Genomic DNA, 19,439 nt, shown 5'->3' on the forward strand with positions numbered 1-19,439 from the left:
GCTCCGGCGCATGCCTCGGGTGGGCCCCTCCCCCGGCCCCTCCCCGCATGCTGCGCATGCGGAGAGGGGAGAATTCGATCGCGCTTCGGCAGGTCGAGGTTGCGCGTGCAGGTGAAGCCCCGGACGGGACGCGCGAGCGGCCCGGGCCGGGCTTTCCGCTGCGCGAGCGGCGGGTTCACCCGCTCAGGACGGCGCTGGAGGTACCGGAGGCGCTTCAGCCGGGCTCCGGCGCATGCCTCGGGTGGGCCCCTCCCCCGGCCCCTCCCCGCATGCTGCGCATGCGGAGAGGGGAGAATTCGATCGCTCGTCGGCAGGTTGAGGTGCGCGTGCAGGTGAAGCCCCGGACGGGACGCGCGAGCGGCCCGGGCCGGGGCTTTCTGCTTTTCCAGCGGCGGGTTCACCCGCTCAGGGAGGCCCGAAGTTCTGGTTCGTTGCGTTCTCACGCCGGCGTGGGCTCGGAACAGGTGTAGACCGGGGGAGTAGAATCACGGCAATGACTCCTCCCGCCGTTTCCGCCCCGCCGCGTCCCGCGGCACACCCGGCCGGTGCTCCCGCGCCGGGGCCGGCGGTACGCGCGCGCGCCCCGTTCACCCGGCGGCGCCCGGAACGCCCGCCGCTGTTCACCGGGCGCACCCTCGGCATCTCCCTCGTCCTTCACGCGCTGCTCGCGGTGGGCGTTCTGCTACTCCCGGAGCGCGGGGATCGTACGCCCGCGTTCACCACCGGCGAAGAGGAGCGTACGCTGGAGTTGGTGGAGTACCTGGACGTGGGCGCGTGGGGCTCCATGGCGACGCCGGGCGAGCTGCCCCCCGCGTCGGCCGGCGCCGCGGTGAGCGCGGACGCGGTGATCGGGGCCGGCGCGGCGGACTCGGCGCTGGCCCGCCTGCCTAACCCGGTGGCGTTTCCGAACGCCGTTCCGTCCGGCATCCCCCGCGCGCTGCCTGGCACGGCTGGAGCGGGCGGCGGGACGGTCGGCGGCTCTGCGCCCGGCTCGACGGGTGGGCAGACGGGCGGCGCGGGGCAGGGGACGGGAGCGGGCCGGCGCGGGCTTTCGCCGGAGTACGGAGATCCGCGCCTGGCCGTGACGCCGCAGGCCATCCCAGAACGCAAGCTGACCGACGAAGAGCGCTACCGGCGCCATCTGGAGAGCCGCATCAACGGGCTGAACGACAGCATCGCGGGCGAGGCGGCGTACCAGCGGGGGCTGCTGGACTGGACCTTCCGCGACGCACAGGGCCGCCGCTGGGGGATCGACAACGGGCGGGCGGTGATCGGCGGGCGCAGCGTGCCGCTTCCTCGCCCGGCCTCGCCGCCGCGCGACCGCGACGAGGAACAGCGCACGGAGCGCGACCAGCGCCGCGAGATGGACCGCCAGGAGGAGGACGTGTCGCGCGAACGGCACCTCCGCGAGCGCGGGCGCGCCATCCGCGAGCGGGAGAACGAGCGCCGCCGCCAGCAGCGGGAAGGGCAGACCACGCCCTAGCCGGGCCGGCACCCGCGCCACGCACACGAAGCCGTATGGGAACGCGAATTGCTTTCCCCTGCGGCTTCGATCGTTCGTCCCGACAACGCGTTGAAAGCCCATGGCCCAGAACGACAAGAAGCGCCAGGACCGCCAGTACGAGGTCGAACTGGAAGCGGCCCCGAACGACAGGAAGCGTCAGGACCGCAAGTACGAAGTCGAGCTGGAAGCGGCCCCGCGCGACAGGAAGCGCCAGAACCGCCAGTATGTGGTCGACCTGGAAGAGCCCAGCAACGCGGGCCGCAACCTGCTCTATGCGCTGGGCGCGCTGGGCGCGCTGGGCGGGCTTGCCTTGGCGGCATTTCTCAGCGGCCGGACGGGCGACCGGCCGGCGCCGCGCCGTACGCAGGGTGAGGAGCAGCCAGAGGGAACGACGTCGTACCCCGCCCGGCTGCGCCGCGACCAGGCCGATCAGGACACGCTGGCCGTGCTGGAAGACACCATCCTGGACGCCTTCCTGGACGACGAAGTTCTGTCGGCGCGCGGGATCGACGTGGGCGCGGTGAGCCACGGCATCGTGGAGCTGTCGGGCTCGGTGTGGACGCGCGACGAGGCGCGCCACGCGGTCGCGGTGGCCCAGGGCGTGCCCGGGGTGGACACGGTGATCAACCGGATGGAGATCGAGGACGAGCGCGAGCGCCTGCACCCGCGGGCGGACTACGGGGATGACTTCGACGAGGATGACGAGATGAGCACAGAGTGGACCGGGAACCGCTCGGGGATGGGCAGCCGCCGCCAGGGGCGCGAAACGGACCCCGCCCGCAGCGACGATTCGCACTCGCACCGCGAGTTCGCGATCGAAAAGGCCGACCGCGACCAGATGGACGACGAGGGGTACGGCGGGTGGCCGCGCGTGAGTGAGCGTCCCGAGGTGCAGGAAGCCAACCGCACCAACTTCTCCGAGGACGAGCTCGACAACCAGAGCCCTTTCGGCAAGCACGCGGTGCCCGTGGTGGAGCAGCCGCAGGCGATGAACAGCCAGGCTCGCGTGGGCGAGGGGATGAAGCCCGGCACCGAGCTTCGCCTGGAGCAGTCGGACGTGCCCCTGAAGCCGCACCAGCGCCAGCCCGGCGACGAGGACCGCGGCGTCTGATCGACGGGTCCGCAGTGATGAACGGCCCCGGAGCGCGACGCTCCGGGGCCGTTTTCATGGGTCCACGCGAGGGCCAAGGCACACCCCATGTCATCCTGAAGGAGCGGCCAGAACCTAGCGGATGCCCCCTCCAAAGCCCGCAGCGACTGAAGGATCCGCCACACACCACGGGCGCGCCACCTGGGCGCCGGATGCACCGCGGCAAGCCAGTCCGCGAATGCGGAATCGGGTGGTCGTTGCAGCGAATTCATTCGCCGGGCGAGGCCGGCCGCGCGCACCCCGGTCCTCTTCTCACTCCCGGAACTGCCGAGGTCCGAGCATTCGTGCCGCTGCCGCGCCCTGACTGGTTCGTGGTTCAGGCTAGATCCTTCGGCCCGCCTGGGTCTGGTATTCGGGCAGGGTCGGTGCGTTTGGGCCTCTGGATGACAGGGTCTTATGAGTGTGCAGGTGCGGTGCGTCTGCGCGTCGGCACGACCGGGTTTGGGTGCGTACAGGTATGGAGTGCATGGTCGTCCGCACGACAGGTATTCGGGTGCGTGAAGGTACGGTGCGCCCCGGCCTCAGACCGAAAGCGGCGCCTTTGGGCGGCAGGTTGCGGGCCGGGCGAGGGTGCGCGTAGCTTGGCGCGCACCTGGCCCACCCCTCGGAGGCGCGACCCGTGACCACGTATCCCAACCTGACCGTCGTTCAGCACCCGCTGATCCGCCACAAGCTGGCGGTGCTGCGCGACGTAGAAACGCCCACCAAGCAGTTCAAGGAGCTGGTGGACGAGATCGCCATGCTCATTACTTACGAGGTCACGCGCGACCTTCCGCTGGAGCCGGTGGAGATCGACACGCCGCTGGAGCGCACCACCGAGATGATGCTGGCGGGCAAGAAGCTCACGCTGGTGCCCATCCTGCGCGCCGGCCTGGGGATGGTGGACGGCGTCGCGCGGCTGATCCCGGCGGCGCGCGTGGGGCACATCGGCCTGTTCCGCGACCACGAGACGCTGAAGCCCGTCGACTACTACTTCAAGATCCCGTCGGACCCCGGCGCCCGCGACTTCATCGTCCTCGATCCCATGCTGGCCACCGGCGGCTCGGCGTCGGCCGCGGTGTCGTCGCTCAAGCGCAGCGGCGCGGCGCGGGTGAACTTCGTGTGCCTGGTGGCGGCCCCGGAGGGGGTGCAGCGCATGCTGGACGACCACCCCGACGTCCGCGTGTGGACCGCCGCGCTGGACCGCCAGCTGAACGACGTGGGCTACATCCTCCCCGGCCTGGGCGACGCGGGCGACCGGCTGTTCGGGACCAAGTGAGTGCGTGAGTGCGTGAGTGCGTGAGTGCGGATCGGGGGGAGCGAGCAGGGCAGTTGAGCGTGGGGCCGGTTCGGACTATATTCGTCGGCGCTCCGGGCCGGTAGCTCAGGGGTTAGAGCAGTGGACTCATAATCCATCGGTCGTGGGTTCGATCCCCACCCGGCCCATACACCACCCACGTTTGAGGGGCCGCCAGCGGGAGCATCCGCCGGTGGCCCTCTCGTTCTTCAAGCAGCGGCGCATCTACTCGGCACGAAGTGAGATCTGGGGATCGACTGCCGCCGCGCGCCTGGCGGGCCGGTAGCTCGCGAGGAGCGCAACGCTTCCCAGGGTAATAGCGATGCCGCCGAAGAGGAGCGGATCGAACGGCTCCACTCCACTCAGCAGCAACTCGAGCAGGCCCGTGATCCCACTGGCCGCGATCACCCCGACGACGATGCCGAGTCCGACGATGCGGAGGCTCTGCACAAGCACGAGGCGCGAGACGTCTCTCGTGCGGGCCCCAACGGCCATGCGGATCCCGATCTCACGCGTGCGCCGCGCCACGTTGTACGACATCACCCCGTGCAGCCCCCAGGTGCCCAGGACCAGGGCCGCGGCCGCGACGGCACCGAAGACAACGGCCAGCCAGCGGAGCGGCGCGCGAAAACGGGCCAGGTATGCTTCCATCGTCATCCCGCCGGCGAGTTCCGCCCCTGTCCCCGGCCCTCGAACCGCCTCCTCGATCGCCGGAAGGAGCGCCATCGGCTCTCCCTTGGTCCGCACCACCAGGCCCACGCTGCCGGGCGGGTGTTGCCAGGCGGAGGCGTAGACCTTCGCTACCGCCTCGCTGCCGGATCCCACGCCCTCGGCACGGATGTCTTCTACCAGCCCCACGACGGTGTACCACGCACCGTCGAGGTTCGCGCGGTGAAACTGGACTTTTCGCCCCACGCCGTTTCCCCTCAGCCTGAAAACGGACGCGAATGCCTGGTTCACGACGACCACGCGAGGAGCGCCCGCGGTATCCGCCGCGCCGAACTCACGGCCATGGAGGACACGAACCCCCAACGTGCGGAAGAACCCGGGGCCCACCGCGTGATACCGGGCGGGTTTGACCCAGCCGGGTGCGGTCGGACTGCCGGTCAGCGCGTGGACCATATCGCTCTGGCCCAGCCCAACCCAGGCGCCCGCGGACCCGATGCTCGTATCCGCGACGCCCGCAAGCGCCGCCACTCGACCGAGCATCCCTTCGTAGGCGAGGTGCCGCTCAGGGGCGCTCAAACCGCCAGCGTCCGGCAGACGCACCTCGGCGGTCAACATGCCTCGGGGGTCGAAGCTCGAGGTGGGGACGTCCTCCGAGGAGGAGGCGAAGCCCCGGAGGAGTACCCCGGCGCTCGTGAGCAGGACCAGGACGGCGCCGATCTGCGCCACGGCCAGCGTATTCCTCAGGAATGCCTCACCGCGGGTGGCCGTGGCACGCCCGCCGCTGGTGAGGAACCGGCGCAGGTCGCGCCGCCAGGCCACGCTCACCGGGGAGAGCGTGGCGAGAAGCGGCACGAGGAGGAAGATGACCACCACGCATCCGAGCAATCCAACCCCGGTGGGGTGATTGCCCCAGGGCGACGCGCCACCCGGCCACGAGGCGTGGAGCGCATGGGCCGTGGCGACTCCGATCAGCAGACCCAGTCCCCCGCCGAGCAGGGGCACGCGGGCACCGTCGCGAAGGAGGTCGGGGACCAGGCGGCCCCGCGTCGCTCCGAGTGCCGTACGCAGGGCGACGTCCGGGCGGCGGGCCGTCGCCCGCGCGAGGGTCAGGGTAAGGGCTTCGACCAGTGCGATGGCGAGCAGGAGCACGACTAGGGCGAGCAAGACCTGCAGCAGCACCCGCCATGCGCCGTCCTGGAGCTGGGGGATGGTCTGCCGCGAGGCAGTCCAGCCGGAGAGCCAATCCGCCGTCAGGGAACTCTCTTCGAAGTCGGGATCCATGTAGGGTGAGGCGCGATGCAGGCTGGAGCGGATGATCCCGAGCAGGGGGATCCCTAAGCCAATTCCAATCGCCAGGGCCAGCACCACCGGGACGGTGACTCCGGCGGTTTCGGCCACGGAGCGCGCGGCGCGAGAGGGTTGCCGAACGCTCCTGCCCGGTTCATCGCCGGGGCGTCGCGTCTCACGCTTTTCGTGGATCACGCGCGTTGTTCCTCCCGGACGATCCGCCCATCGAGAATGTGCAGGGTGCGTCCGGCGCGATCGGCGTAGCGTGGGTCGTGGGTAACCAGCACGATGGTGGCGCCCTCCGAATGCAGATCGGCGAGCAGGTCCATCACGGCGTCCCCGTTCGCGGAGTCCAGGTTGCCGGTCGGCTCGTCGGCGAGCAGTAGAGGTGGTGCTCCCACGATTGCACGCGCTACCGCCACGCGCTGCTGCTCACCCCCGGAGAGCTCGGAAGGATAGTGATCCGCCAGGTCCGCCATCCCAACCCGCTCCAGCGCCGCCCACACGGCGTCCTCCCGCGCCGCCTTGGACGCGTCGCGGTACGTCAGCGGAAGCTCTACGTTGGCGAAGGCCGTCAGATCGCCGATGAGGTTGAACGACTGGAACACGAAGCCGATCTCGCGCCCCCGAACCCTCGCCCGTTCATCGGCACCGAGAGACGACACGGGCCGGCCGTCCAGGTGGTACTCGCCCGCGGTCGGCACGTCCAGCAGTCCCAGGATGGAGAGCAGGGTAGACTTGCCGCAGCCGGAAGGTCCTGAGATCGCCAGGTACTCGCCTTTGCGCACGTCCAGGCTGATGTCGCTGAGCGCATGCGTCTCGGCCGATCGGGCGCGGAACACCTTCTGGACGCACTCCAAGCGGACGAGGCCGTCGGCCAACGGGTGGGGCGCACGCATATCAGGTGGGGTCCGGGTTCACGGCTGGGGCGATGGATGTGAGACGGCGGTTCGGGTTCGACCGTTGCTTCGAAACGTACCGCTTCGTCCGGTGTAGCTGCGAGCAGGTGACTGTTGAGCCTTCACGACCAAGCCGGTGAGCCGGATGCACCCCTTCTTCCTCTCCGCAGTCCTCCTCCTCGTCAGTTGCACGCCACCGCAACTGCAGGCACCCAGTTCTTCTGCCCGGGAGGGCTACTTCCCTGGGGCCGAGGGCGAATCGCTGTACTATCAGGCAATCGGCGGTGGGCCGGACACCGTCGTTGTGGTGCACGGATTTCAGGGCAACGGCAGCAGTTATCTGGCGCCTGACCTCCAGCGCCTTGCAGACGGACGCACGCTCCTCGTCTACGACCAACGAGGTGAGGGTAGATCCGATTCGGTGCAGGGCCTGGAGCATCCTGGTCTGGAGGAGCACGTCCGGGATCTGGAGGCGCTTCGGCGGCACTTTGGGCTGGAGCGCCTGCGCCTGTTCGGCCACTCGGGCGGCGCAGCCATCGTCGTGCATTACGCGGGTGTTCATCCCCAGCACGTGGAGCGGGCGCTTCTGGTCGCGCCTCCCCCACTCGTCGGCGCGGCGTATGGCGAGCTGACCGGCCAACGGTTCTTCGCCCGCCTCGACAGCGCTACCTGGGCGCGCATGCGTGCGCTGGAGGCACGCATCGCCCAGGCCGAAGACCCGGCGGTCGTGTGCCGCGAGATCATCGCAACGACGCTGCCGCGCGCGTTCCTGGCCGACTCGACGGCGCTGGGCCGGATGCGCGGCGACTTCTGCGGCGCACCGCCCGACCGGCTGCGGACCCGTGCGGCTCGCCGCGACGCATTCCTGCGGTCTCAGCAGGGCAGGGACTGGCATCCGATCCTGGAGCGGATCCGCGTCCCCGTGCTGATCATCCACGGAGAGCAGGATGCAATCCCCGCGGAGTCGGCGCGCGAACTCGCCCGGGCTTTGCCGGATGGGCGGGTGCTCATCCTGCCTCTCGCTGATCACCTCCCGTGGCTGGATCAACCGATCAAGTTCTTCTCTGCGGCTGACGCATTCTTCCGAGGCATCTGCCGTGGTGGGCACGAGCGTGTGAACCCGCCGCAACGACAGCGGAAAGCCTCGCAAACCGCGCGAGAGTTCAAACCGCACGCGCCCTCCGTCTGCCGAAGCGCGATCGAATTCTCCCCTCTCCCGCTTGCGGGAGAGGGGCCGGGGGAGAGGGCAGCCGAGGCATGCGCCGGACCCAGTCGAACCGCACCCACGTACGCGAGGCAGGCTCCGCAAGAGCGGGTAAACCCGCCGCTGGAAAAGCGGTAAGCCCCGACACGGGCCGCTTGCGCGTCACGTTCCGGGTTTCAACGGCACGCGCACGACGTCTGCCGAAGCGCGATTGAACTCCTTGCGCGGGGCACCATCCGGCTCAATGATGGGCCACCCTGTTGAACGACTCCAGCCCACCACTCGGAACGCAATGAAGACTTCTTTCCCTCGCCGGAGCGGCTCGCCCAGACGGCGCCTCCGGGTGCTGTGCGCGGCGCTGGGCAGCCTCCTCCTGGGAGCCTGCACCGTAACCGCCTCCGCCGGGAACCCCCGTCCGGCCTCGTGGGCCGCGGACGAAGCGCAGATTCGCGCGGCGACCACCGCGTCGGCCGAAGCGTGGAACCGCGGCGACCTGAAGGGACACCTCTCGATCTACGTAGACTCGGTTACGTACATGACGCGCAACGGGCCGCGCCCGGGCGTGGGCGCCATCGAGCGGGATTTCACCGCCGCGTTCTTCAACCAGGGGGTGCCCAAGCAGCAGCTGCGCTTCGAGCAGCTCACCGTGCGGCGGCTGGGGCCCGAGGCGGCGCTGGAAACCGGGCGCTTCATCCTTTCCGGTGGCGGGCAGCCGGACCAGTCCGGCTGGTTCACCCTGGTGTGGGTGCGCACGGCGGATGGCTGGAAAGCGGTGCACGACCACTCGGGCTGATCGCGTCTCCTGGGAAAAGAACAGCCCCGGCAAGCGCGCGCTTGCCGGGGCTGTGTCGTTTGTGAGGCGAACCGTGCTACGTGTTGGCGACGGTTACAGCCTCCACGATCTTGCCCTCGCGAACCAGGGCGTAGCCCATCAGCTTGCCCTGCTTCTTCCACGTGCTGGGCGGGTTCTGGAACGCCCACACCTCGCCGTCGTCACCCGCCTGGCGTTGCAGCTTCTGCCACGCCATGCGAATGCGCAGCGCGGCCATGTCCGGCAGGTGGCGCGCATAGGAGGTCGGGGCGTTGTCCACGCGCTCCGTCAGCCACTCTTCGATGATCTTCATGGGTCCTGCCCTGAATCCGGTTGATCGCACCCGTCAGGGCAAATGGACCTGACGTTTACAAGCTACCGCAACCGGCCGCCCCACGCTACCGCAGCGCTCTGGCGCCCGGTTCGGCGCGGCACCAGAATGGACGGATTCCACCGGAGACCGACCATCCTCACCGTCCCACATTCGACCATGCGAATCGTGACCTACGGCGCGGCGTGCAGCCTGGACGGGTTCATCGCGGGGCCGGACCACTCGCTGGACTGGCTGCACTTCAGCAAGGACGTGCAGGAGTTCTTCGGCGCGTTCATGGCCACCGTCGACACCATCGTCATGGGCCGCAAGACGTGGGAGGCGTCGGCCGGGCAGATCGGCCCCGACGGCTACGGGATGCGCACGTACGTGTTCTCGACGTCGCTGGAGCGCATCGACCACCCCGCCGTGGAGCTGGTGCGGGAAGACGCCGCCGAGTTCGTGCGGCGGATGAAGAACGACCCGGGGAAGGGGATCTGCGTGATGGGCGGCGGCGAGCTGGCCTGCTCGCTGCTGCGCGCGGGGGTGATCGACGAGGTGGGACTGAACGTCCACCCGCTGCTGCTGGGCTCCGGCGTTCCCCTGTTCCGCGACGCCGGGCGCATTCCGCTGGACCTGCTGGAATCGCGCGTGATGGACGGCGGCTGCGTCCTTACCCGCTACCGCGTGCACCCGAGCTGACGGTACCCGGTCAGCGGGCGAGCTGCGCGTCTCCGGCGGAGAGGAACGTTCGCGTGCCCTCGTGGTTCACCACCGCGGCGAAGTAGTAGCGGCCCGGCGGAAGCCCGGCACCCAGGATCTGCTGGGATGACGCCTGTACGCCCCAGGTCCGCGCCTCGCCGCGCGACAGCGAGTACTCCAGCATGTCCGGCCCGCAGCGGGGGTGCGAGGTCCACGCGGGCGGCCCCGCGCGCGGCGCCTGGTCGCGCTCCTCGCGCGTGCGGTACGCGTGGAGCACCACGGGGCACTCCGCCGACATCCGCACCAGCGCGCCGCCCGCGTGGGACAGCGTTCCCGTCACCGCCACCTGCACGGTTCCACCGTCCACGGTGCTCCGCGCGCGGAACGTCATCACTCTCGTGACGCGCTCGGCGCTCATCGCGCGCCGCGGCGCCGAAAGCTGCGCGTCCCCGGCGGGAATGTCGGGCGACGCAGCGGAGTTCAGCTCGATCACCGCGGTGAACCAGTAGCGGCCATCCGGCAGCGAATCCCCCAACACCTCGATTACCGGCGACTCCACGCCGAACCGGGCCAGCGAGTCGCCGGGCGCGATCACGGCCCCGTGCCCCACGGCGTCGCAGCCGTAGAAGCCGCCACCGCCGTACGGCTGACGCTCCTCCGAACGCCAGGCTGGCGGCCCCGTTCGCGCGGCGGTTCGATACGCCCGGAGGTTCAGCGCGCACGAGCCGTATTCCACGCTGACCGGGCGGCCACCGGCGTTGACCACCACGCCGCGGCCCCGCAGCGTCGAGCCGTCCACGCCGACCGAGGCCTGGTAGCGGAGCGCGCCCAGGCCGGTGCTCATCACCACGTCACCGGCGGGGATCTCTACGGTCCGGTCGCGCAGGCGGACGGTGGCCGACAGGTAGTAGCGGCCTGGCGGCAGCGAGTCCCCCAGAAACCGGTCCGCGTCCATCCCGGTCTCGAACTCACGCGACTCGCCGGGGCTGAGCGCGATGGTGAACGGGTCCTGCATGCACTGCGCGCCCCGGTACGCGTGGGGCAGGGCAGGGACGGTCCGCGCCGGGTCGCGATACGCGCGAACGCCCTCCGTGCACCCGCGCACGGCCAGGTCCACCGGGCGGCCGGCGCGGTTCTGCACCGTGATCAGCGTCCTCACCCGCGTCGGTCCGACCGCGCCCTCACGGGTCGAATCCGCCACGGTACGCGCGCTGAAAGCGATCCCATCCACCACGGCGCCGTTCGCGATCTTCGTGGTGCTTTCCGTCATCTCCATGTTGCGCCACGCCTCGGTGCACTCGGGCAGCCCGCCCCCGGCGTAGTAGGCGAGACGGCGCCTCACCTCGTCGGTGCTCATGGAATCCACCGAGGGTAGAATCTCCCGCTCGCCGCCCCGTCCCCGGCCGCCGCCGCGCCCCCGATCTCCAGCCTCGCCCGGCGCGGCGGGACCGGGCACCGTCCATCCTCCCGCCCCATCCGCGAGTCCGGGGTTGAACTGGCGCACCAGGGGATCGGCGGCCAGGCGGCGCAGGGCCTCGCCGCTGCCCACCACCTTGAGCCCGTACACGGCCGGCGCGCCGCTCCGCAGCGTTCCCGACGCGGCGCGGACCGCCTCGATGTCCGACAGCATGTACCGCGAGCCGGGGTCGCGCTCCCCGGGCGCCGGAGGGGCGCCGCGGCCCTGCATGGCACCGGCGCGGGCCACCAGCACGCACGGGGCCATCCGGATCTGCTCGGCCTTCACGCGGCGCGCATCGGCGATCACCTCCGCCGAGGCGCGTTCCACCGGCACCGCGTGCACCGACGGGTTCCGGCCCACGATCAGCCACACTTCGTACGGGCGCACGCCGTACCGCTGCACGAGCGCCATCACCTCCTCGTCCGCCACCGCCCGCCCGAACCCGATCCCCGCGGCGCGGGTGCCCGCCGGCAGCCGCATCTGCTCCGGCGGCTCCATGGGACGCGGCGGGGGCCCGGAGCTGCCGGCCGGCGGCGCGCCCTCCGGGGCGGTGCCGCACGCAGTGGCCAGCGCGACGAGGGAGGCAGCGAGGATGGGCGGGCGTAATGCCATGGGGCTGCGCGTTCAGGTTCACGGATGCACGGGCGGAGTACGCACGCGGCGCGCCGAATCTGACCCGGTCCGGGACCACGTGTCCGGCTCGGCCCGAGCGATTGCGCTGTCCGGCTGGTGGCACGCACCGTGACGGGACCACGGCCCGCGGCGGCGCCGGCCCCGCGTGGCGGACCCCTGGACAGCAGATGGACGAGATGGCCGACGAGCGCCCGCAGGACGACGACCGCATCCGCATCATCGGCTACACCTGGTCGCCGCGCTCGCACGACGTGCGCGACTTCCTGGCGCGCACCCGGGTGCCGTACCAGTGGCTGGACTTCGAGCACGACCCCCAGGCGCGGCGCCAGGCAGAGGCGCTGGGCGCCACGGCGGGAACCGGACTGCCGCTGCTGATCTTTCCCGACGGCACGCACGTGGCCGATCCGGACGACACGGCGCTGGCCGAAAAAGTGGGGCTGAGCACCCAACCGGACCGGCCGTTCTACGACCTGATCATCGTGGGCGCCGGCCCCGCGGGGATGGCGGCCGCCGTGTACGGCGCCAGCGAGGGGCTGCGCACCCTGCTGATCGAGCGCGAAACGCCGGGCGGGCAGGCGGGGATGAGCGAGGCCATCGAGAACTACCTGGGCTTTCCCGAGGGGCTGCGCGGCAGCGAGCTGGCCGAGCGGGCCATGCACCAGGCGGAGCGGTTCGGCGCGGAGGTGATCGTGGCGCGCGAGGTGGTGGGGCTGCGCGACGACCGGTCCAACCGCGTCGTCTGTCTGGACGACGGCACGGAGCTGTGCGCGCACGCGGTCCTGCTTTCGCTGGGCGTGTCGTGGCGGATGCTGGAGGCACCCGGCTGCGACCGTCTGATCGGCCGGGGCGTGTACTACGGCGCGGCGGCCGCGGCGGTGCCCACCTGCCGTCAGCGCGACGTGATCATGCTGGGCGCCGGGAACTCGGCGGGGCAGGCGGCGCTGTACCTGGCGCGCTTCGCCCGCTCCGTGACCATGGTGGCGCCCGAGGCCGACTTTTCCGAGCGGCTGTCGGAGTACCTGCTGAACCGCATCCGCGGGACGGAGAACATCCACCTGCGCACCAGCTCCAAGGTGGTGGAGGTGGAGGGCGGCGACCTGCTGGAAAAAGTGACGATCGAGCACGTGGACACGGGCGAGCGCGAGGTGGTGGAAACCGCGACGCTCTTCGTCTACATCGGCGCGGCGCCGCGGACGGAGTGGCTGGAGGGCGTGGTGGAGCGCGATGAGAAGGGGTTCGTGCTCACGGGGGCGGACCTGGACGGGGCGAAGTGGACGCTGGACCGTCCGCGCTACCTGCTGGAGAGCAGCATTCCCGGCGTGTTCGTGGCGGGTGACGTCCGGTCGGGATCGGTCAAGCGCGTGGGCGCCGCGGTGGGCGAGGGGTCCATGGCCATCCAGTTCATCCACAACCACCTGCGTGGACGTTAACCTCAGCCTGTCATCCTGAGCTCCAGGCGCGGGCACGTACAAGCCCGGGCGCGGCACCGGTCATGGATGTCAGGCCTCAGCTGCCGTGGGCCCTCACCCGGCCGCGCTGACACGCGTGCCACCCTCTCCCACAAACAACGTGGGAGAGGGGGTACACTTCAGACCGGGTGCGCTTCGAACGGTGGGAACGCGGGCCCGGCCAACGAGCGAAAGGGGACCGGCGCGAGCGCGCCGGTCCTCCTTTCGTTCACCCGCGGGCTGGTTCAGGGCAGGATGCCCACGAACGCAGCCAGGGTGGCCGTCCGCTCGCCGTCGTCGATGGAGCGGAAGCCGGCGCCCACGAACACCTCGTTGTCGTTGTACGTGGCGAACGACGCGTCGGTGTAGTTGTACGGGCTGGCGCCGAAGCGCGCGGTGTACGTGGGACCTACCATCCGCACGCCCGCCGCGGTCAGCTGGACCTGGCGGTAGTACAGCACGATGGTGCGCACGTCCTCGGTGCCGCTCTGGCCGATGGCGACGCCGGTGACCGCGTACCCGGACGGAACCTCGCCGAACGCCTCAAGGCTGTGGTATGGCGACGAGCCGAAGCGGTAGTCCACCGTCTCGCCCCAGCTGCCGTCACGGTTCACGCGGCGGCCGCGCAGGGCAAGCGTGGTGTAGTCGTCGCTGCCGTTGATGCGTGCCCCGAGGCCGGTGACCACCAGGAAACCGCACGACGACGAGGCTGTTCCCGAAACCTCGAGGAAGCTGTACGGCTGGATGCCCGCGCGATACTCCGTGTAGTTGCTGATGTGGTTGCTGCACGGGGGCGGCGGCGGGTTGTAGCACTCGCCGTACGGGTCGTTGGGATCGCAGACTGGCTCGCACGGCTGGTCGAAGCCGCAGGGCTCGCACGGCTCGAACTGGGTGCAGACGGCGAGCGGCTGGGCGCCCGGCTCAAGCGCCGACATGCCCGGCATGATCAGCACGGTGCGAGCGGGCTTGTAGTTGGTGGCCACCGCCTCGCCGGTGCCGGGGTCGATGATGGAGGTGGGGGCGGAGCGCTGCTCCGCGCCCTTATCGGCGGCGGTCGCCGGAGCCGTAGGCTGGTCGCCGCAGGCGCCCAGCACGGACAGCGTGGCCGCGGATACGGCCAGGACGAGGGTCTTCAAACGCATTTTGGGCGTGCTCCAGGAAGGGGAAGGGAACTTGGGCCGGTAACGGACCGGCGGAACGGGAGCGTTGGCCGTCGCCGTGGGCTCCTGCAGCCGGGCGCCACCGCGGAGCCCCCGCCTGCATCGAGCATGATCTTGCGATCACGATCGATTATAGTCCGGATAGGATAGCGGAGTTAGGCTTTCCCCGCAAGGTTCCCGAACCAGGACGACCCGTACGCCAGACCTCGCGGGGCGAAGGCTCCAGCCGCGGATCGGGCGCGGCAGCGGGCACGGATGCCGAGGCCTCGGCTGCCGTGGGGGCCTCACCCGGCTGCGCTGACACGCGTGCCACCCTCTCCCACAAACAGCGTGGGAAAGGGTACACTTCAGCTTTTGGGTGCTTGGACGCCGGTCGTGATCCGCTTTGGCGAATGGATGTCATCCCGATGGAGCGGCCCCGGCGAACCTGCCCGTACACCCAACCGGGCAGCGACTGAGGGATCCGCCACACACTTCGCCTTTACGCACCACAGATCGCGAACGCGGAGACCGGGCGCCCTCGGTTGGACACGCGGCAGTTCCTGTGCATGCGCGTCGATACCGGATATGAGGTCAGGCGGAATCCGCGCTCTCCGAAGCGAACGTGTCCGCCAGGTCCCGCCAGTGCGGATTGCCCGCAGCCACCAGCGCGAGCTTCTTCTTCCTCGACCAACTCTTGATCTGCTTCTCGCGCGCGATTGCCGCTGTCACGTCGTGCGTGTGCTCGAAGTGAACGAGCCGATCCACGCCGTACCGAGACGTGAACCCGGGCATGAACTTGTGTTTGTGCTCATACACCCGGCGAACCAAATCGCGGGTGATCCCGACGTACAGCGTCCCCGTGCTGCTGGCCAGGATATAGACGTAGTAGTTGTGCATCGTACAGACTACCTGAACGAGAAAAGCCGGGGTACGGTGTTCCTGTGGTAATGTAGCGATACTCGGATTGTGTGGCGGATCCCTCAGTCGCTGCGGATTGTGGCGTGAGGGCGGGTCGGGCGTGGCCGCTCCATCGGGATGACATTGCGCTCCGGCAGGTGTGGGTGCGGGCGGGTGAAGCCCCGACCAGGACGGCGTTCCGTCGCGGTCGGGTTCACCCGCTCTTGGACCCCGCCTCCGGAATCCCGCGCACGTTCACCCCGGCCGGGGCCGTACGCGGGCGGTGGCCTGGGCTTGCAGCGGGTCGTCGGGCCAGTAGTGCTTCGGGTAGCGGCCCTTCAGGTGCTTGCGGACCTCGAAGTACCCCGTCCTCCAGAAGCTGGCCAGGTCGCGCGTCACCTGCACCGGCCGGTGCGCGGGGGAAAGCAGGTGGATGGTCAGCGGCACGCGCCCGCCCGCGATCCGCGGCGTTTCCGTCATCCCGAACAGCTCCTGCAACCGGGCGGCCAGCACCGGCGCATCCGGATCGGAGTAGTCGATGGGCACGCGCGAGCCGCTGGGCACCGCCACGTGCGAGGGCGCCTGCTCGTCCAGCGCCATCCGCCGCTCCCATCCGAGCATCCCCAGCAGGATCTCGGACAGGTCCAGCCGCGCGACGTCGCCCAGCCGCGTCATTCCGTAGACGAACGGCCCCAGCCACTCCCCCAGCGTCGCCGCGAGCGCCGAATCCGACACGTCCGGCCACGTGGGATCGTGGCGGTGAAGGAAGCCGATGCGCTCCTGCAGCTGCCGTGCGCCCTTGCTCCACGGCAGCGCGCCCATCCCCTCGGACGCGATCCCCTCCAGCAGCGCCGCCGCGACCTCGTCGGGATCGGCGTCGGTGACGGCGGACTCGCGCAGGACCAGCGCGCCGAGGAGGGACCGGCGCCGTGGCCGGACGGCTCTCGCCCCCGCGTCCCACGCCACTTCCGTCACCGTGCGGACCTGCTCCGCGAAGTGGCGCTCCACGTCGTCCTGGTCCACGGGTGCGGCCAGGAAGACGCGGCTCTCGCGCCCTTGCCCATCCAGCTCCGCGGCGACGACCCAGGGCGACTGGGCCAGCGGATCGGATTCCACGAGGGCGGCGCCGCGGCCGTTGCGGAGAAGGAACCGGCTGGGCTTCCCCGGCCGCCGCTGCCCGATGCGATCGGGATAGGCGAAGGCCGCCAGCAGCCCGGCCGCGTCCACGTCGTCCGTCTCGCCGCCGCGGACGCCCAGCCGCCGGCGCCACTCGCGCGCCTCCGCGAGGACGCGGCGAAGCCCGCCCGGGTCCACGTTCGGCGCCCGGACGCGGCCGCCCGACGCCAGCTCGCGCAGCGCATGCAGGCGCAGGCGGAGGTCGGCTTCGGGCGGCTGGTCGCCGCGGCGGAAGACGTCGCGGTCGCTGAGCAGGGCGGCCAGGTCGCAGGCCAGGCCGCCGATCCCCAGTTCCATCCCCCGGAGCGCCATGTGCGCCAGGCGCGGATGCAGGGGCAGCCCCGCCATCCGCCGTCCGTGCGGGGTGATGGAGCCGTCCGCGGCGAGCGCGCCCAGTTCGGCCAGCAGCTCGCGCGCCTGCGAGAAGGCGCCGGCGGGCGGGGGATCCAGCCAGGCCAGCTCGGCGGGATCGGCCACGCCCCACGCGGCCAGCTCCAGCGCGAGGGGCGCGAGGTCCGCATCCAGGATTTCCGGCGTGCCGTGCGGAACCAGCGCTGCCTGCGCGTGCTCCGGCCACAGGCGATAGCACACGCCGGGGGCCACGCGCCCCGCGCGGCCGCACCGCTGCTCGGACGAGGCGCGCGACACCGTCGTCGTTTCCAGCCGCGTCATCCCGGTCCGCGGCGAGAAGCGCGGCACGCGCATCATCCCGCTGTCCACCACCACGCGCACGCCCTCGAGGGTCAGGCTGGTTTCGGCGATGGAGGTGGAGAGCACCACCTTGCGGCTGCCCGGGCGGCTGGGGGCGATGGCCTCGTCCTGCGCGGGCTGCGGCAGGTTTCCGTACAGCGGCAGGACGCGCACGCCGGACGGCAGATCGCGCAGCAGCTCTTCCGTGCGATGGATCTCCGCCGCGCCGGGAAGGAAGACCAGGACGTCGCCCTCGGTGGAGTCCACCGCCTGGCGAACGGTTCGCGCCACCGCCGGCTCGATCCATCCCTCCACGCGGGCGGGCAGGTAGCGGACTTCGACGGGGTGCATCCGCCCCTCGCTGGTGACGACCGGCGCGTCCCCCAGCAGCGCGGCGACGGGCGCGCCGTCCAGCGTGGCCGACATCACCAGCACGCGCAGGTCGTCGCGCAGCACGGCGCGAGATTGTAGCGTCAGCGCGAGCCCCAGGTCGGCGTGAAGGCTGCGCTCGTGGAACTCGTCGAAGATCACCAGCCCCACGCCCTCCAGCGCGGGATCGCCCTGCAGCATGCGCGTCAGCACGCCCTCGGTCACCACTTCGATGCGCGTCGCCGGGCCCACCCGCGTTTCCATCCGCACGCGGTACCCCACCGTGCCGCCGACGTCCTGCCCCAGTGTTCGCGCCATGTGCCGCGCCGCCGCCCGCGCCGCCAGCCGCCGCGGCTCCAGCATCACGATCGTCTGCCCCGCCAGCCACGGCTCGTTCAGCAGGGCCAGGGGCACGCGCGTGGTCTTGCCCGCGCCGGGCGGCGCCTGCAGCACGGCCGCGCCGGACCGGGCCAGCGCGCTCCGCAGCGGGGGGATGACGACTTCGATGGGAAGCTCGGCCATGACGATCGGCGAACGAGAGCCGCGCACGGGCGTTCCGCGCGCGGCTCTCAATGTATCAGTGCGGGAGGGGGGATTCGACCCGCGCCCCGCCGATCAGGTTTCCCCGGGCAGGAGGAAGCGCCGGCGACGCCGCGGGCCGGGTGACCGCGATCCGGACGCGGGCGGCCGCGCCCCTGCCGCTACATCGGCATGCTCGGCGTCTGGAGCCGTCTACCCCGCGCTGCCGAGCGGAACGCGGGGCGCATCGTCAGCCGCCGCTTCGAGTTCCCGGGCGCTGGAGGAAGCGGGGACAGGCGCGGCGGGCCCGCCCTGCCAGGCATTCCGGGCCGACAGCACCCGGAACCGGTCGTCGCCGGAGCCGCGCAGCCGTTCGTCGCACGCCTTCTGGAACTCGCCCACCAACCGTGGGTCCAGGTCCTGCTGCCATCCGCCGACCTTCCCCTGGCGGATGAAGGGCGTCGTCTTGGCCGGTGGCGGGGGCCTGCGCCCCTCGAGCGCGAACTTCTGTTCGTGCTCACGCATGAAGGCAAAGGAACACCGCTCCAGGATCCTGGGCATGTCGGCGGGATCGATCGTGATTCCGCAGAAGTCCGCGATGCGCTTCACCCCCGTCTCCAGGTCGGCGCTCAGCTCCTCGTAATGGACGATCAGCACGTTCAGGCGCTCCTCGTTGCGGAGCCACCCCGAGACGTGCGCGAACCAGCTGCCGTAGGGGATGTGCCCCTTCATGAACGTTTCGAAGAATTCGTTCAGCGGCCGATTCTTCCACCCGGGAAAGTACGTGCGGGCGTGGTGGTAATAGGATACGGCGACGTCGAGCCCGTTGCGGACGCCGTAGATGTACTTCCCGGGTCCCTTCGGAATGTCGCGGTAATGGTGGTGGCTCTTTACGACGCGCGGTGTAGCTGAAAGATCGGAGATGTGCCGGCCCCTGGGCATCAGGGTCTCTTCCAGGTGGGGCGACACCTGGTCGATGTGAGCGAAGTCCATCGCTCCATCGGTGGTAAGCTGGTACACGATCATCTGGAGCCACGTCGTACCCGACTTCGGGTACGTGACGACGAAGATGTCGTCCGGAGAGCCGTCGTAGGCCAGGTTGTACTGGAGGAGCTTCCCCCGCTCGATCTTGCCGTGAAGCCTCATGACGAGCGGCCTCAGAACGGTACGCTCGATCGACTGCAGCAGCGACACCGTAGAGCCGACGAGCGCGCCGTGGATCTTGCGGGGTATCCGGGCCATGTGCGAGTTTTCCTGTTGGCGGGTGCCGCGCACATCCCCGAACGGAGAGCGC

15 protein-coding genes and 1 tRNA gene are annotated in these 19,439 nt (G+C 70.7%); 8 read left to right on the forward strand and 8 right to left on the reverse strand.

What is annotated here, in order from left to right; all coding sequences use genetic code 11:
- The first annotated feature begins 493 nt into the window (after positions 1-493).
- The 4 genes from VGB24_RS15780 (at position 494) to VGB24_RS15795 (ending at position 4,079) form a co-directional block, all read left to right on the forward strand.
- Positions 494-1,483 (forward strand): hypothetical protein, encoded by a 990-nt coding sequence (locus tag VGB24_RS15780; protein WP_331073911.1) that lies wholly within the window; start codon positions 494-496, stop codon positions 1,481-1,483.
- Positions 1,484-1,583: 100 nt separating this feature from the next.
- On the forward strand, positions 1,584-2,615 hold the full coding sequence (locus VGB24_RS15785; RefSeq protein ID WP_331073912.1) for a BON domain-containing protein: 1,032 nt from the start codon (positions 1,584-1,586) through the stop codon (positions 2,613-2,615).
- A gap of 676 nt (positions 2,616-3,291) precedes the next feature.
- A complete protein-coding gene (gene upp / locus VGB24_RS15790; RefSeq protein WP_349263929.1) occupies positions 3,292-3,912 on the forward strand; it encodes a uracil phosphoribosyltransferase in 621 nt (206 codons plus the stop codon).
- 94 nt (positions 3,913-4,006) lie between these two features.
- Positions 4,007-4,079, forward strand: a tRNA-Ile gene (locus VGB24_RS15795).
- Positions 4,080-4,155: 76 nt separating this feature from the next.
- Here VGB24_RS15795 and VGB24_RS15800 read toward each other — a convergent pair.
- Together VGB24_RS15800 and VGB24_RS15805 are read right to left on the reverse strand one after the other, a co-directional pair.
- On the reverse strand, positions 4,156-5,997 hold the full coding sequence (locus VGB24_RS15800) for an FtsX-like permease family protein (RefSeq protein WP_331073914.1): 1,842 nt from the start codon (positions 5,995-5,997) through the stop codon (positions 4,156-4,158).
- A gap of 80 nt (positions 5,998-6,077) precedes the next feature.
- Positions 6,078-6,785 carry an ABC transporter ATP-binding protein gene (locus VGB24_RS15805; protein WP_331073915.1) on the reverse strand — a complete coding sequence of 236 codons (708 nt, stop codon included), beginning with the start codon at positions 6,783-6,785 and terminating at the stop codon, positions 6,078-6,080.
- 145 nt (positions 6,786-6,930) lie between these two features.
- On the opposite strand from VGB24_RS15805, the gene VGB24_RS15810 reads away from it, so the two are divergent.
- Together VGB24_RS15810 and VGB24_RS15815 are read left to right on the forward strand one after the other, a co-directional pair.
- Entirely contained in the window at positions 6,931-8,127 is a 1,197-nt protein-coding gene (locus tag VGB24_RS15810) for an alpha/beta hydrolase (RefSeq protein ID WP_331073916.1), read from the forward strand.
- Positions 8,128-8,281: 154 nt separating this feature from the next.
- Complete coding sequence (locus VGB24_RS15815; RefSeq protein WP_331073917.1) at positions 8,282-8,782, forward strand: SgcJ/EcaC family oxidoreductase; 501 nt, start codon at positions 8,282-8,284, stop codon at positions 8,780-8,782.
- Between the two features lie 76 nt (positions 8,783-8,858).
- Here VGB24_RS15815 and VGB24_RS15820 read toward each other — a convergent pair whose 3' ends face one another.
- Positions 8,859-9,113, reverse strand: a complete 255-nt coding sequence (locus tag VGB24_RS15820; protein ID WP_331073918.1) for a hypothetical protein — start codon at positions 9,111-9,113, stop codon at positions 8,859-8,861.
- A 177-nt stretch (positions 9,114-9,290) separates the two neighbouring features.
- On the opposite strand from VGB24_RS15820, the gene VGB24_RS15825 reads away from it, so the two are divergent.
- The gene (locus VGB24_RS15825) at positions 9,291-9,812 is read left to right on the forward strand and encodes a dihydrofolate reductase family protein (protein ID WP_331073919.1); all 522 of its coding nucleotides are present in this window, start codon (positions 9,291-9,293) and stop codon (positions 9,810-9,812) included.
- 10 nt (positions 9,813-9,822) lie between these two features.
- On the opposite strand, the gene VGB24_RS15830 is transcribed toward VGB24_RS15825, so the two are convergent.
- A complete protein-coding gene (locus VGB24_RS15830; protein WP_331073920.1) occupies positions 9,823-11,883 on the reverse strand; it encodes a hypothetical protein in 2,061 nt (686 codons plus the stop codon).
- A gap of 188 nt (positions 11,884-12,071) precedes the next feature.
- On the opposite strand from VGB24_RS15830, the gene VGB24_RS15835 reads away from it, so the two are divergent.
- Positions 12,072-13,334, forward strand: a complete 1,263-nt coding sequence (locus VGB24_RS15835; protein WP_331073921.1) for an FAD-dependent oxidoreductase — start codon at positions 12,072-12,074, stop codon at positions 13,332-13,334.
- A 263-nt stretch (positions 13,335-13,597) separates the two neighbouring features.
- Here the strand turns inward: VGB24_RS15835 and VGB24_RS15840 are convergent, their stop codons facing one another.
- The 4 genes from VGB24_RS15840 to VGB24_RS15855 form a co-directional block, all read right to left on the reverse strand.
- On the reverse strand, positions 13,598-14,494 hold the full coding sequence (locus VGB24_RS15840; protein WP_331073922.1) for a hypothetical protein: 897 nt from the start codon (positions 14,492-14,494) through the stop codon (positions 13,598-13,600).
- Between the two features lie 591 nt (positions 14,495-15,085).
- Complete coding sequence (locus tag VGB24_RS15845) at positions 15,086-15,391, reverse strand: GIY-YIG nuclease family protein (RefSeq protein ID WP_331073923.1); 306 nt, start codon at positions 15,389-15,391, stop codon at positions 15,086-15,088.
- Between the two features lie 255 nt (positions 15,392-15,646).
- Positions 15,647-18,148 carry an ATP-dependent helicase HrpB gene (gene hrpB, locus VGB24_RS15850; RefSeq protein WP_331073924.1) on the reverse strand — a complete coding sequence of 834 codons (2,502 nt, stop codon included), beginning with the start codon at positions 18,146-18,148 and terminating at the stop codon, positions 15,647-15,649.
- Positions 18,149-18,358: 210 nt separating this feature from the next.
- Complete coding sequence (locus tag VGB24_RS15855; protein WP_331073925.1) at positions 18,359-19,387, reverse strand: sulfotransferase domain-containing protein; 1,029 nt, start codon at positions 19,385-19,387, stop codon at positions 18,359-18,361.
- Positions 19,388-19,439 lie beyond the last annotated feature (52 nt).

Source organism: Longimicrobium sp., assembly GCF_036399935.1.
In the GTDB taxonomy this organism is placed as follows: domain Bacteria; phylum Gemmatimonadota; class Gemmatimonadetes; order Longimicrobiales; family Longimicrobiaceae; genus Longimicrobium.